Origin of the sequence: Nonlabens sp., from assembly GCF_047636915.1 — a bacterium.
Classification (GTDB): domain Bacteria; phylum Bacteroidota; class Bacteroidia; order Flavobacteriales; family Flavobacteriaceae; genus Nonlabens.
Genome location: NZ_JBLIGN010000001.1, coordinates 55858 through 68701, shown reverse-complemented (window position 1 = coordinate 68701; position 12844 = coordinate 55858). Strand labels below are relative to the sequence as shown.

The 12844-nt window shown below is 36.3% G+C and carries 12 protein-coding genes; 5 read left to right on the top strand and 7 right to left on the bottom strand.

Annotation, left to right across the window (positions count from 1 at the left end; genetic code table 11):
- Nucleotides 1–78 precede the first annotated feature (78 nt).
- A complete protein-coding gene (rlmB, locus tag ACJAT0_RS00325; RefSeq protein ID WP_415180038.1) occupies nt 79–810 on the top strand; it encodes a 23S rRNA (guanosine(2251)-2'-O)-methyltransferase RlmB in 732 nt (243 codons plus the stop codon).
- A gap of 459 nt (nt 811–1269) precedes the next feature.
- Here rlmB and ACJAT0_RS00320 read toward each other — a convergent pair whose 3' ends face one another.
- Entirely contained in the window at nt 1270–1947 is a 678-nt protein-coding gene (locus ACJAT0_RS00320) for a rhomboid family intramembrane serine protease (protein ID WP_415180037.1), read from the bottom strand.
- A 119-nt stretch (nt 1948–2066) separates the two neighbouring features.
- Here ACJAT0_RS00320 and ACJAT0_RS00315 point away from each other — a divergent pair, with 119 nt between their 5' ends.
- Nucleotides 2067–3359: a replication-associated recombination protein A gene (locus ACJAT0_RS00315; protein ID WP_415180036.1), complete on the top strand. Its 1293-nt coding sequence runs from the start codon at nt 2067–2069 to the stop codon at nt 3357–3359.
- Here ACJAT0_RS00315 and ACJAT0_RS00310 read toward each other — a convergent pair.
- From ACJAT0_RS00310 to ACJAT0_RS00285, 6 genes are all read right to left on the bottom strand, one after another.
- The gene (locus tag ACJAT0_RS00310) at nt 3341–4039 is read right to left on the bottom strand and encodes a YjjG family noncanonical pyrimidine nucleotidase (RefSeq protein ID WP_415180035.1); all 699 of its coding nucleotides are present in this window, start codon (nt 4037–4039) and stop codon (nt 3341–3343) included. The genes ACJAT0_RS00315 and ACJAT0_RS00310 overlap by 19 nt on opposite strands.
- Nucleotides 4023–5264 carry a DUF7033 domain-containing protein gene (locus tag ACJAT0_RS00305; RefSeq protein WP_415180034.1) on the bottom strand — a complete coding sequence of 414 codons (1242 nt, stop codon included), beginning with the start codon at nt 5262–5264 and terminating at the stop codon, nt 4023–4025. The genes ACJAT0_RS00310 and ACJAT0_RS00305 overlap by 17 nt, the downstream gene beginning before the upstream one ends.
- Before the next feature lie 71 nt (nt 5265–5335).
- Nucleotides 5336–6034, bottom strand: a complete 699-nt coding sequence (radC, locus tag ACJAT0_RS00300; RefSeq protein ID WP_374004325.1) for a RadC family protein — start codon at nt 6032–6034, stop codon at nt 5336–5338.
- A gap of 170 nt (nt 6035–6204) precedes the next feature.
- Nucleotides 6205–6966: a peroxide stress protein YaaA gene (gene yaaA, locus ACJAT0_RS00295; protein WP_415180033.1), complete on the bottom strand. Its 762-nt coding sequence runs from the start codon at nt 6964–6966 to the stop codon at nt 6205–6207.
- Nucleotides 6967–7469: 503 nt separating this feature from the next.
- The gene (locus ACJAT0_RS00290; protein WP_415180032.1) at nt 7470–8510 is read right to left on the bottom strand and encodes an RluA family pseudouridine synthase; all 1041 of its coding nucleotides are present in this window, start codon (nt 8508–8510) and stop codon (nt 7470–7472) included.
- The gene (locus ACJAT0_RS00285) at nt 8503–9099 is read right to left on the bottom strand and encodes a PASTA domain-containing protein (protein WP_415180031.1); all 597 of its coding nucleotides are present in this window, start codon (nt 9097–9099) and stop codon (nt 8503–8505) included. Before ACJAT0_RS00285 ends, ACJAT0_RS00290 begins: the two co-directional genes overlap by 8 nt.
- A 305-nt stretch (nt 9100–9404) precedes the next feature.
- Between ACJAT0_RS00285 and ACJAT0_RS00280 the strand changes: the two genes are divergently transcribed.
- The 3 genes from ACJAT0_RS00280 to ACJAT0_RS00270 all read left to right on the top strand — a co-directional run bounded on the left by ACJAT0_RS00280 (nt 9405) and on the right by ACJAT0_RS00270 (nt 12677).
- Complete coding sequence (locus ACJAT0_RS00280; RefSeq protein ID WP_415180030.1) at nt 9405–10388, top strand: D-alanine--D-alanine ligase; 984 nt, start codon at nt 9405–9407, stop codon at nt 10386–10388.
- Complete coding sequence (coaD, locus tag ACJAT0_RS00275; RefSeq protein WP_374004320.1) at nt 10385–10837, top strand: pantetheine-phosphate adenylyltransferase; 453 nt, start codon at nt 10385–10387, stop codon at nt 10835–10837. The genes ACJAT0_RS00280 and coaD overlap by 4 nt, the downstream gene beginning before the upstream one ends.
- 85 nt (nt 10838–10922) lie before the next feature.
- A complete protein-coding gene (locus ACJAT0_RS00270; protein ID WP_415180029.1) occupies nt 10923–12677 on the top strand; it encodes a M14 family metallopeptidase in 1755 nt (584 codons plus the stop codon).
- Nucleotides 12678–12844 lie beyond the last annotated feature (167 nt).

Below are 12844 nucleotides of genomic sequence, written 5' to 3'. Positions count from 1 at the left end.
TACTAAATTTAAAAACCCAAGCTATGGCTTGGGTTTTTTTTTGCTCTAAACTCAAATAATAACTACTACATTTGCAACATGGAAAAAACAACTTACATCTACGGTATTAGAACTATCATGGAGGCTATAGAAAGTAATAAAGAGATTTCAAAAATATATTTACTTAAAGAAGCCGAAGGTTTACTAATGCAACAGTTAAAGACTGCTGCTCGTAAAAATAATATAGCCGTTTCCTATGTTCCTATTGAAAAGTTAGATCACCTTGCAAAAGGAAATCATCAAGGAGCGGCAGCAAGTATATCTCCTGTTAACTTTCATGACCTTGAAACCATTCTGGAGCAAACAGATGTAGCAAGTAACCCCCTATTTTTGTTACTTGACGGTGTAACTGATGTAAGAAACTTTGGTGCTATTATCCGTACGGCCTCATGTACAGGAGTAGCGGCAATTATTGTATCTGAAAAGGGAAGTGCCCCAGTGAATGCTGCTACCATAAAAACAAGTGCTGGTGCCGTATTCAACATACCTATATGCAAAGTGAATCACATAAAGGATGCCATATACCTATTAAAAGCCTATGATATCAAAACGGTCGGTGCTAATGAAAAGGCTGCAGACTTATTATATGATATAGATTTACATATACCTCTTGCCCTAGTATTAGGGAGTGAAGAAAGGGGTATCAATCCGTCCACTTTAAAAGTACTGGATCAAGTTGTAAAACTACCCATGCAAGGAGATATTGCCTCTTTAAATGTATCTGTTGCTTGTGGCGCCATGTTATATGAAGCCGTTAGACAGAGATTGTAACGTATTGTAAATTTTATCGCGATTTTGACAGTTATTACGTCTCAGGACTTTTTAAATCTTTCTTACTCCATTTTCAATCTGTTCAACTTTCAAGACCTTGTTATCGTTAGCATTTCAACTTCCCTTCTAGTATGAAAAAAGAATTTCATCAATTTTAAAAGAATCTTTATTTATATCGCATACCGACACCTGTAAAAAGTTAGCAGATATAGAAGGAAGGGTATACTCTTGTATAGCATAAAATACAAGACATCAGAGTGCGATTTTTTGTAGTACTTAAAAGATCTATGCTAAGTTAAACGTCCACATAATTTGCAAAAAGCTTACGGCATAAATAAATGCAACTAATTTTCTTTACTACGGTTTTGATGCGGTATCCGTGTGTTACTATTTATTAATAGGTATCTGATGACTCCTACGCCTGCATAAAATAACATATTGATCTTTTAAATCCACCGCTCACTCCTCTTCCTCCGGTAACTCTATAAAATTACCATTCTCATCAAACTGTCGCATGAAGGGATCGTCATCTTCCTTATACTGATCGAGTTCCCATACATATTTTCTTTTCTCTGGCAGCTTATTGCGCGTTGTAATGGCTAGAATTATTCCAGCGATGGCACCGCTTAAATGACCTTCCCAAGAAACACCTTCTTTAATAGGCAATACATACCATACCAAACTACCATAAAAGAAAGCAACTAGGAAGCTCAATGACAGCAATTTATAATGTCTGGTTAAGATACCTTTGAAAAAAAGAAAAGCTGCAAGCATATAAACCACTCCACTTGCTCCTATGTGATAAGAAGGTCTGCCTAGAAACCAAGTCAATACACCCGTAATTAGTATTCCCATAAGCAACACATAAAAGCTAACGTGTCTATAAAAATAAGTAAGTGTTGTAATCAAGATAAGACACGGGAGGGTATTGCTCCATAAGTGCTTTACACCAGAATGAATAAATGGTGCAAATACGACACCTTGTAACCCAGAAAGCCGGTCTGGACGTATACCGTTATCGGTAAATCTAAAGTAAAACTTAACTTCTAACCAATAGACCAGCCACATTACGAATACAAACACTATTGCAGGTAAGATAGTTATTAAGTCCAGTTTAAAGTATTCGGAATCTTTCATCAGTGTAAAGGTATCAATTAAAGAGCCATTGTACAGAACCGAAAACCTGTCATGACATAATGCGCAAATCTAACTGCGCTTATATTGTACCTAAAGAATAGAATATTTATTTTTACATCATGCAACACATACCACTAGCAGAACGTATACGTCCTAACAATCTTGATCAATACTTAAGCCAGCAGCACCTAGTAGGTGACAAAGGCACTTTGAGACAGCACATTCTTAATGGTACTGCACCATCGTTAATTCTTTGGGGTCCTCCAGGAACTGGTAAAACCACCCTCGCACATATCATTGCTCAAGAAAGTAAACGGCCTTTTTATGCGCTTAGCGCTATTAATAGTGGTGTAAAGGACATACGTGAGGTGATTGACAAAGCAAAGAACTCAGGAGGCTTGTTTACCGCTAGAAACCCCATTCTATTCATAGATGAGATACACCGTTTTAGTAAATCACAACAAGATTCCCTTTTGGGAGCTGTTGAAAAAGGATGGGTAACCCTGATTGGAGCCACTACAGAGAACCCAAGTTTTGAAGTTATCCCGGCACTTCTATCTCGGTGTCAGGTTTATGTTTTAGAAGCTTTCGCGAAAGCGGACTTAGAAAACTTATTATCTAGAGCCATTCAGATCGATGAGCTATTATCTAAGAAAAATATTGAAGTAGCCGAAACAGAAGCATTGATAAGAATAAGCGGTGGAGATGCTCGAAAACTATTGAATGTATTTGAACTGGTGGTAAACTCCCAAACCACTGAAAAAATATCAATTACTAATAAAATGGTGCTGTCACAGGTTCAGGCAAATCCAGCGCGTTATGACAAAACTGGAGAACAACACTACGATATCATCAGTGCTTTTATTAAATCCATTAGAGGCAGTGATCCAAATGCGGCAGTTTACTGGCTTGCTCGCATGATTGAAGGCGGTGAAGATGTCAAATTTATCGCGCGTAGAATGTTGATCCTTTCTTCTGAAGATATAGGAAATGCAAATCCTACAGCACTTATAATGGCAAACAACACTTTCCAAGCAGTAACTACCATAGGCTATCCCGAATCGCGCATTATTTTAAGTCAATGTGCTGTTTATCTAGCCACTTCCTTAAAAAGTAATGCCAGTTATATGGCCATAGGAAATGCGCAACGTCTTGTTAAGGAAACTGGTGACCTTTCTGTGCCTTTAGGTTTGCGCAATGCTCCTACTAAACTAATGAAAGAATTGGGTTATGGAGAGGAATATAAATATGCCCATGACCATCCAGGAAATTTTGCACACTATGATTTTTTACCGACTGAAATAAGTAAAACGATCTTATATAAACCAGGAAATAATCCAAGAGAAAACGCGCAAAAGGAATTTTTACAAAAGCGTTGGAAAGATCATTACGATTACGATAATAAAGGATAGATATCTTTAAGTTGATGAACAACTACTTCATTCTCTGGAATTTCTTGATCAGTAATGTGAAACCATATGGTCGCTAGACCTATATCTTGCGCTCCTTTTATATCAGCTTCATAACTATCTCCTATCATCAGGCTATTAGACACTGATGCTCCAGCCATTTCTAACGCTTGATGAAAAATAGCAGCATCTGGTTTTTTAATACCTGCCGTTTCCGCAGTAAGAACGACGTCAAAATATTTTGATAAGCCTGCATTCTCTACTTTGCTTTGTTGTACCCCATTAAAACCATTTGTAATTAAATGCAACCGGTATTTTTCTTGAAGTTTATCAAGCAATTCAATGCAACCATCAAACAGATGGTTGTTATTAGGCAAGTACGCAATGTATAAATCCGCAAAAAGATGAATTTGATCATCATCAACGCTATAGTTACAGGCATCAAAAGCCGTTTTAAGCCTTTGGTATTGTAAATTTTCTTTAGATATTTTATTCTCTCTAAACATGCGCCAGAATTGTAAATTCAAAGGCTCGTAGACGCGAATGAATTTTTCTAGATTTAAGGTAACCCCATGCTCCTTAAATATCTGTTGATAGGCCAGTTTGCTGTTCAGATCAAAATCCCATAATGTGTGATCTAGATCAAAGAAAATGTGCTCTATATTTTTAAACTTCTTTGTCATATATAAATGTTAAAATAGTAGTCGCATGACTTTTTAAACCTTGCTCGAATTGCGCATAATCATACATCACAATAAAATGACCCGACACCTCTTCTACTCTTCTTTTTAGTTGTTGGACTACTTGTTTTTGTCCGTTAAGCATGTTTCCAGAGATGCTTTTGTAATGAAGTGCATAAGGATGTATAAGTAATGGCGTTTGCACTTCATAATCTAAGTCGTAAAAATAAAATGGATGACTGGTACTGGCTCTAAAACCCGGCATGGTCTCATAGCCCATACTATAGTCTTCTAAGCTTCCTAGGTCCACCAATCTTTTATAATGACCAGGTGTCGCTATCTTAGAATAGGCTGCCATGGTTTTTTGTAACGACCTGTTAGCGATTTGCTCATACCTTTTTCCTTGAGTCTTAACTTCTTTATCATCACAATAAAATGAATACCGCAAACCTATGTCCGTGTAATCCCCTATTTGTTTAATGGCCTCGCGATACTTTCTAGACCTATAACTGATACCGTTATCTACTCGATTATAATTTCCTAAATGAAAGAAAAAAATCATATTATCACTAGTGGTTGATAATTTCCTGCCGTGTTTCCACCTGTTTCTTATAAAATCAATCAATTGCTCGTAATTATGAAAAGGATCTAATTTAATACCAAAGAGAACAAAAATCTGTCTTAATAAATATCGAAATTTCATTTGCTTTATATGAACATAGAACATAACGGCGTTATCTATAATACCTCTACCCTTATATTTAAAGAATGAAGTTACTTCAATAGCCACAGTTGTCCTTAGATGTTGCTTCCTTTTAAGAACTGTATTAAATTTTCTGTTTAAACGTTCCAATAATTTTCTTACCCAAAGGTCTGCGAGCGGCAATAAAATAAAATCACCTCGAACAGCTATACTTTCCTTGGGATTATACCGGCCTAAATCATCTTTAACCTGCGGGAGGTATTCTTCATATCTAGTTATTAAATAAAATGAGGCAGAAAAAATATCAAAAGGAATATCGCTGCGTTCAGGAGCCTTAAAAAAAACGGGGAGCTCTTCCCACTTATGAAATTCGATTTCGTGATCGTCAATACCATTTTCATCTAGAAGGCCTTTGGACCAGATAAAAAATTCCTCCCCTAATGGTTTTGAACCGTAACTAAATTTAACTCCTGAATGACTCACGAACTCGCTTACATCTGTAGTGAATTTAAATTCTTGAATCATCAAACGTTTGAAGATATGCTTGAAGATGTATTCTTTTCTGGTGGTAATATTAGAGCAGTAAATTAATATCATTATAGCAATCCTTGATCTGCAAAGCTATAAAAACCTTGCTGCGTGATAATCAAATGATCAAGAACTTTAATATCTAACAACTTTCCTGCCTCCATTAGTTTTAAAGTTAATGCCTTGTCCTGTATGCTAGGCTTTAAATTGCCACTAGGGTGATTATGAGCTAGCACCATAGCCACCGCTCCAGCTTCTATCGCTTTTTTAAACACAACTCTAGCATCTACAAGCGTTCCTGTTATACCTCCTATACTTATATTTCTCTTTTCCAATACTTTATGACTATTATCTAGCAGCATCACCCAAAACTCCTCGTGGGGTAATTCTCCTATGACAGGCTGCATAATTTTAAAAGCATCTTCACTAGATTTTATTTTAGGCAGTTCTATGGGCATTTCCATCGCACGGCGTTTACCTAATTCCATCGCTGCCGCTATAGTTATTGCTTTGGCCTCGCCTATACCTTTGTATGTCATTAAATCTTTAAGACTTTTCTTTCCCAAAACAACAAGCGAGTTTTGTGCATCCTTAATAATAATGCGACTCAACTCTACAGCACTCATCTTGCGAGTGCCGCTACCTATGAGAATGGCTATCAATTCTGCTTCAGAAAGTGAAGAACTGCCTTTGTGCAAGAGTTTTTCTCTGGGCCTGTCGCTCAGTGACCAGTCTTTTATAGAAAAGTGCGTGTTTTCTTCTTCCATGTACGAAAGATAGAGGTTATTTGTTGTACCACTCAAAGCAAATAGCTTTTTAGTATTTCTTCCTGCTTTCTGTGCTTTAAAAGTTAAACTCTTAGCTGCGGCGGGAATTGAAAATTGTGTGTTGATTAAAAAAAAATCTAAAAGCTCCAGAAAAGTAACATCTATGCAATTTATCTTATAAAAACAGGCTCATTTTGATTAGTAGTCTCCTGTACCGAAAATTTATAATTATCTATGTCAAAACCCTGAATCCCTTCAAGAGAATCAATTTTATTCTGTACCAGAAATCTCGCCATGGTTCCACGAGCTTTTTTGGCATAAAAAGAAATCACTTTCAAATGGCCATTTTTATAATCCTTGAAAACAGGAGTAATTAATTTTCCCTCTTGGTTTTTCTTATCAATAGCTTTGAAATATTCGTTGCTAGCGAGGTTAACGAGCAATTCCTCTTTTGTGATTTCTTGGTTTAAACTTGAAGTGATCTTATTTTTCCAGTATTCATAGAGATTCTTATGATTATCAATGGGTAAAGAGGTTCCCATTTCCAGTCGGTAAGGCTGTAATAAGTCTAAAGGCCTTAAATAACCGTACATTCCAGACAGAATCCGAATAGTGTCCTGAGCATGGTCTAAAAGCTCTGTATTTAGGTTATAAGCGTCAAAGCCCGTGTACACATCTCCTGCAAAAGCATAAATCGCAGGACGCGCATTTACATTGGTGAAATTTTCTTGAAAATTCTTGTAACGCTGAAAATTCAACTCGGCTAGTTGATCTGAAATGTGCATCAATGCGCCTACTTCTTTCTTACTCAATTGCTCCAATTTTGCGTTAATTTTAGCAGCATCCTCTGCATATATGGGCTGTGTACCTCTTGAAGTGGGCAACTTTGTTTTGTAATCCAAGGATTTTGCTGGAGAAAGTAAGATTTTCATAAACTCTATTTTGAACAGTAAAAATAGCTTCTAAGAAACCATATAGCTCTCAAAATCTAGTTAAGTTCTATTTATATACTCAAAACTTAATGGAATAAACCCAGTTTGTTCTCCTACAGAAGTCACCATTACGGCTATTTTTATAACAAATGACATGCTAGTTGCGCGCTTTGCTCGCAACTTTGCTTATATGCTGTCGAGACAAATAGGAGCTCATAACAGTCAGCAGTTTAAAAATATTTTGTCCTAGGAGTTCAAATTTATCAAAGTGAAAGCGTCTTGTCTTTTATTCTTTTTAGCATTAGGGATTGTAGCGTTCCCATTTATCTGTTTTCTCCACTTAGTTCCAACTTCAAATACCATCTAGAGATTCCAACTCATAAGAATAGTGACGTTCAACTTGAAAAATAATAGTGAATATCTTGCTTTCGCCCTGAGCTACACCACAGGATAAACATAGCTTTTAACATAAAGGCAAGAAGCTACAGATAAACCAAACCCTACTACATGTCTTTAGAATTGGTCGCATAAGTGCGCCATTTATCTATACATTCTACCATATCCTGAGGCACATCACTGGTAAAACTCATCCATTCTTTTGTATGTGGATGTTTAAAACCTAAAGTTCGTGCATGCAAAGCCTGCCGTGGTAAAACTTTAAAGCAGTTGTCTACAAATTGCTTGTATTTAGTAAAGTTAGTTCCCTTGAGAATTCTATCGCCTCCATAACGCTCATCATTGAAAAGCGTGTGGCCTATAAACTTCATGTGCACCCGAATCTGGTGTGTGCGACCCGTTTCCAAACGGCAATTTATAACAGTTACGTATCCGAAATCTTCCTCAACAGAGTAATGTGTAACGGCAACTTTTCCTTTATCAGCGTCATCACCTAACCAAACGGTATTTTGCAAACGGTTTTTAGGATGACGTCCTATATTCCCCTCAACAGTACCTTTGGACTCATTAAAATTGCCCCAAACTATAGCGATATACTCCCGCTCACTGGTTTTGGCAGCAAATTGAGCTGATAAATATGCCATTGACTCTTCTGTTTTTGCAACCACTAGCAAACCACTGGTATCTTTATCAATCCTATGAACAAGCCCAGGTCTATTACTAGAGTTATTGGGAAGGTTTTCAAAATGATGAATCAGCGCATTGATTAACGTACCCGAATAATTTCCATGCCCAGGATGCACGACCATACCCGGCGGTTTATTAACTACTACTAAATGGTCATCTTCATAAACAATATCCAAGGGTATATCCTCAGCCACGAGCAATGACTCATGTGGTGGATGATCAAATGAAACCCTAATGTCATCTAAAGGTTTTACCTTATAATTAGATTTTACGAGCGCTCCATTTACGGTCACTGCACCTTCTTTAATACCCTGCTGTATCTTAGAACGTGTTGCATTCTCGATAAAATTCATCAAATATTTATCTACCCGTAGTGGATCCTGACCGCTACTGGCAACAAAATGATGGTGCTCGTGTTTTTGTTCTTCTTCTAAATCGTCGTGTTCCACTTCGTTATTCATTATCATTTGTTTCCATAATTTCCTCTGTAACTGCCGAAGGGTTGTTACCATCTGCCAATACTAAATCAATGGTAGCCGTTTTACTCAGTTGCGTTCCTGACTCTAATATGTTCCCTTTGTATCGCATTTCTAAAACAGTATTTTCGGCAATATTAGGTTGGTAAGTAATCTGTCCTATCTTAAAACCTAATGCTTCTAATGTAGGAATAGCCAGTCTTCTCGTTTTGTAAATTAAATTAGGTACCGTTACCTTTCCATAACCAGATGCATTTAATTTGATGTAAATCTGCCTGTTTTCTTTTACAAATTTACCAGCTATTGGATCCTGTTCAATAACTGTTTTGGGCTTATAAGAGGGATTAAAACTCGCGCTGTCGATAATCTTACAACGTAAGTCCAATTCTTTCAGCTGCTTGTTCACTTGAATAAGAGAAAGCTTTTCTAATTGAGGAACTTGTATTTTTTGGTCGTGATTGGTATACCAGTCCAACCAGAATAAATAGGCAAAACACAGCAATACGGTAACTAAGGCAGCGATAACTACTTGAATCCAAAAAGTTTTAGTAAAAATGAATCTGATGAAATTCATAGGGATAGATTAAATTTAGAGTCTCCAAAAGATATACTAGTAATTATTATATAAAATAAATCTAAAATAATTTGAAATATAGCCTGTACCGGTAAAATAGAAAATAAAAACACAAGCCTCAGCAAAAGCTTTCATTTTTATTCGAATAGGGAAGCGTTAAAAACAAATTAGTAAGTGTATTAGACTGATAATTGATATAGATATCACAGACCGTTTATAATAACTACAAAGATAAGGATAGAATACGTTCTTAGAGCGACAACTTTTTTAACTTTGTTCTTGAAACTTGCTCGAAAATCGAACCAATGAAAAACATCGCCGTATTAATGGGTGGCTATTCCCACGAATGGGAAATCTCACTGAAAAGTGGGGCTGTCATTGCCCAAAACCTAGATTCTAATTTGTATAAAATCTATCCAGTTGCTATTTTAATAGATGGATGGTACTATAAGAACGATGCTGGCACTCGCTATGACATAGACAAAAATGATTTTAGTCTATCCATAGATGCTAAAAAAATCACCTTTGATTGCTGTTACAACACCATTCATGGAACTCCAGGAGAGGACGGTAAACTACAAGCCCTGCTGGAACTATTGAATATCCCACAAACGTCTTGTGATTCTTATCAAAGTGCTCTTACCTTTAATAAAAGAGACTGTATTGCTGTTTTAAAACCTTGGAACATCACTACTGGTAATCACATGTATATCAATCAAGGGGATACTATCGATGAAGAAATAATAGCCAGAAACATCGGGCTACCTTGTTTTGTGAAGGCAAACCGCAGTGGCAGCAGTTTTGGAGTTTCCAAAGTGTATAAGGTAGAAGAAATAAATGCTGCCCTAGAAACTGCCTTTGAAGTAGATGATGAAATTATAATCGAATCTTTTCTCGATGGCGTCGAGGTTTCTGTAGGTGCTTATCAAATCGGTGATAAAATAGAAGTCCTATTGCCTACTGAAATTGTGAGTGAAAATGACTTCTTTGATTACGAAGCAAAATATCAAGGTAAATCTAAAGAAATAACTCCTGCAAGAATTAAGGACGAAAACACCAAAGCTGTTCAACAAACGACTAGGCGTATTTATCAAGTCCTTAAATTAAAAGGCCTCGCAAGAGCTGATTTTATTTTTCACAAAGGCATTCCTCATTTTATAGAGATAAATACGAACCCTGGTATGAGTAAAGAAAGTATTGTACCGCAGCAAATAACTGCATCAGGTTTAATTTTGAAAAAAGTACTTACTGAAATTATAGAAAACACCATTAAATATCATATCACATGAAAAGAGCCGTTTTCCCCGGAAGTTTTGACCCTATTACGCTAGGGCACTATGACATAATAGAAAGAGGCTTAGGTCTTTTTGACCAAATTATAATCGCCATAGGTATTAATGCCGATAAAAAATATATGTTCTCCCTAGAGGATCGCAAACATTTTATAGAAGAAGCCTTTGGTAAAAATTCAAAAATCAAGGTCATGACCTATTCTGGGCTTACGATTGATTTTTGCAAAGAACAAGACGCTGCATTTATTTTGAGAGGCTTGCGCAATCCGGCCGATTTTGAATTTGAAAAAGCAATTGCACATACGAATAGGAAACTCTCTGAGATTGAAACTGTTTTTTTACTCACCAGTTCAGGAAAAAGCTACATATCTTCCTCTATTGTTAGAGATGTGATTAGAAATAATGGTGATTATACTAGTTTAGTTCCCGATACGGTGAAGATCTAGGCTCCTTGAGTTTGTATAAAAGCAACCCGTGAAAAAAGTTGGGCCAACAGACATTAAATTCGATTCTATATCATAAAAACATAAAATGAAGTTTCCCCTAATACTTATACTTACGGCATTCCTATTCTTTTCTTGTGAAGAACATACAAAAGAAGCCACCTCTACAGAAGCTATAAAATACCCTACCCCTTTTGAAAATGGCAATGGTAATCAAACGGCCACCTATGAAGAGATCATTGGATTCTATGAAGAACTCGCTGCTGATTTTCCCCATATAGAAATTGAAAAAATAGGACTCACTGACAGCGGCAAACCTTTACATTTAATTAGTTTTTCAAAGGACAGGATCAACTGGGAAAGTACCAATGAAGATAAAATCAAAATCTTAATTAATAATGGAATTCATCCCGGAGAAAGTGACGGTATAGACGCTACCATGATGCTCCTGAGAGATCTTGCGACGGGAAAAGTAAACGCGCCAGATAATTTAATCTTCAGCGCAATTGCCGTCTATAACGTAGGAGGTTCTTTAAATCGAAATACGTCTACTCGAACCAATCAAAATGGTCCAGAATCTTATGGATTTAGAGGTAATGCGCGCAATTATGATTTGAATCGAGATTTTATAAAAGCAGACTCTCGCAATGCCCTAGCATTTTATAGCATCTATCACAAAATAAATCCAGATATTTTTATCGACAATCATGTAAGCAATGGAGCAGACTATCAATACACAATTACCCATTTATTCACCCAACACAACAAATTAGGTAGCGCAGCAGGAAATTATCTCCACACTAAATTACAACCTGAACTGGAAGCGAGACTGGCAAAAAGAGACCTCCCTATAACACCATATGTAAATGTTTACAATTCTTCTCCAGAGAAAGGGTTTTCTCAATTTATGGATTATCCAAGATACTCCACTGGATATACCAGTTTATGGAATACACTTGGAATGATGGTAGAAACACACATGTTGAAACCTTATAAAGATCGTGTACTAGGCACCAAAGCTATTATGGAAGAAATAATCATAATAGGTTCTGAAAGCCGATTAGAAATTAAACAAGCAAGAACCGATTCTTTTAAAGCCTTTAGAAATGCTAGTCAATATGCGCTTAATTATGAGTTGGATTATTCAAAAGCAGACACGTTGAACTTTCTCGGTTATAAAGCCGTAATTCATAAAAACGAGCTGACGGGAAATGATTTGATGACTTATGATCGCCATCAACCCTTTAGTAAAAAAACTGTTTTTCAAAATTATTTCAAAGCTACTGATAGTGTTTTAATACCCGATTATTACATCCTTCCTCAAAGTCAGTGGAAAATAATAGAGTTGCTGCGTCACAATCATATTCAGATGGAATTTCTAACGAAAGACACCACACTTGCGGTAACTAAATATCGCATTGCAAGCTATCAAACGTCTACCAATGCGTATGAAGGTCATTATCCTCATCATGCTATTGAAGTAGAAGAAAAAGTGGAAGAGTTGCGCTTTCGCAAAAGCGATATTATGATCCCAACTCATCAACCTGGTATCAAATATATAATGGAAACACTGGAGCCAGCTGGTCAAGATTCTTTTTTTAAGTGGAACTATTTTGACAGCATTCTACAACAAAAAGAAGGGTTTTCTAGCTATGTATTTGAATCTACAGCTAAGGAATTTCTAACTAAAAATGAGGCCTTAAAAAGGGAGTTTGATTCTATCAAAATGTCAAATAAGAATTTCAGAGAGAGCAACTACCAGCAGTTAGAATGGATTCATAAACGCAGTCCTAATTATGAGAAGGCACATTTAACATACCCTATTTACAAATGGAACAAGTAATAAAAAAACAGTCTTAGTTGAGCGTTGATAACTTACAATGATTTAAAAGTATATAAATCAAAAAAAAACAAGCCAGAGATGTTGCAGGTCCTATTTCACATGAGGTGTTGAAAACATAAATAACTTGTGATGGAAACAGTTCCCATTTCTCTGTTCCTAATTTTAAC

What these genes read in the sequence shown, in the direction of transcription:
- rlmB (WP_415180038.1), top strand. Translation starts at nt 79, where the DNA reads ATGGAAAAAACAACTTACATCTACGGTATTAGAACTATCATGGAGGCT.
- ACJAT0_RS00320 (WP_415180037.1), bottom strand. Translation starts at nt 1,947, where the DNA reads ATGAAAGATTCCGAATACTTTAAACTGGACTTAATAACTATCTTACCT.
- ACJAT0_RS00315 (WP_415180036.1), top strand. Translation starts at nt 2,067, where the DNA reads ATGCAACACATACCACTAGCAGAACGTATACGTCCTAACAATCTTGAT.
- ACJAT0_RS00310 (WP_415180035.1), bottom strand. Translation starts at nt 4,039, where the DNA reads ATGACAAAGAAGTTTAAAAATATAGAGCACATTTTCTTTGATCTAGAT.
- ACJAT0_RS00305 (WP_415180034.1), bottom strand. Translation starts at nt 5,264, where the DNA reads ATGATTCAAGAATTTAAATTCACTACAGATGTAAGCGAGTTCGTGAGT.
- radC (WP_374004325.1), bottom strand. Translation starts at nt 6,034, where the DNA reads ATGGAAGAAGAAAACACGCACTTTTCTATAAAAGACTGGTCACTGAGC.
- yaaA (WP_415180033.1), bottom strand. Translation starts at nt 6,966, where the DNA reads ATGAAAATCTTACTTTCTCCAGCAAAATCCTTGGATTACAAAACAAAG.
- ACJAT0_RS00290 (WP_415180032.1), bottom strand. Translation starts at nt 8,510, where the DNA reads ATGAATAACGAAGTGGAACACGACGATTTAGAAGAAGAACAAAAACAC.
- ACJAT0_RS00285 (WP_415180031.1), bottom strand. Translation starts at nt 9,099, where the DNA reads ATGAATTTCATCAGATTCATTTTTACTAAAACTTTTTGGATTCAAGTA.
- ACJAT0_RS00280 (WP_415180030.1), top strand. Translation starts at nt 9,405, where the DNA reads ATGAAAAACATCGCCGTATTAATGGGTGGCTATTCCCACGAATGGGAA.
- coaD (WP_374004320.1), top strand. Translation starts at nt 10,385, where the DNA reads ATGAAAAGAGCCGTTTTCCCCGGAAGTTTTGACCCTATTACGCTAGGG.
- ACJAT0_RS00270 (WP_415180029.1), top strand. Translation starts at nt 10,923, where the DNA reads ATGAAGTTTCCCCTAATACTTATACTTACGGCATTCCTATTCTTTTCT.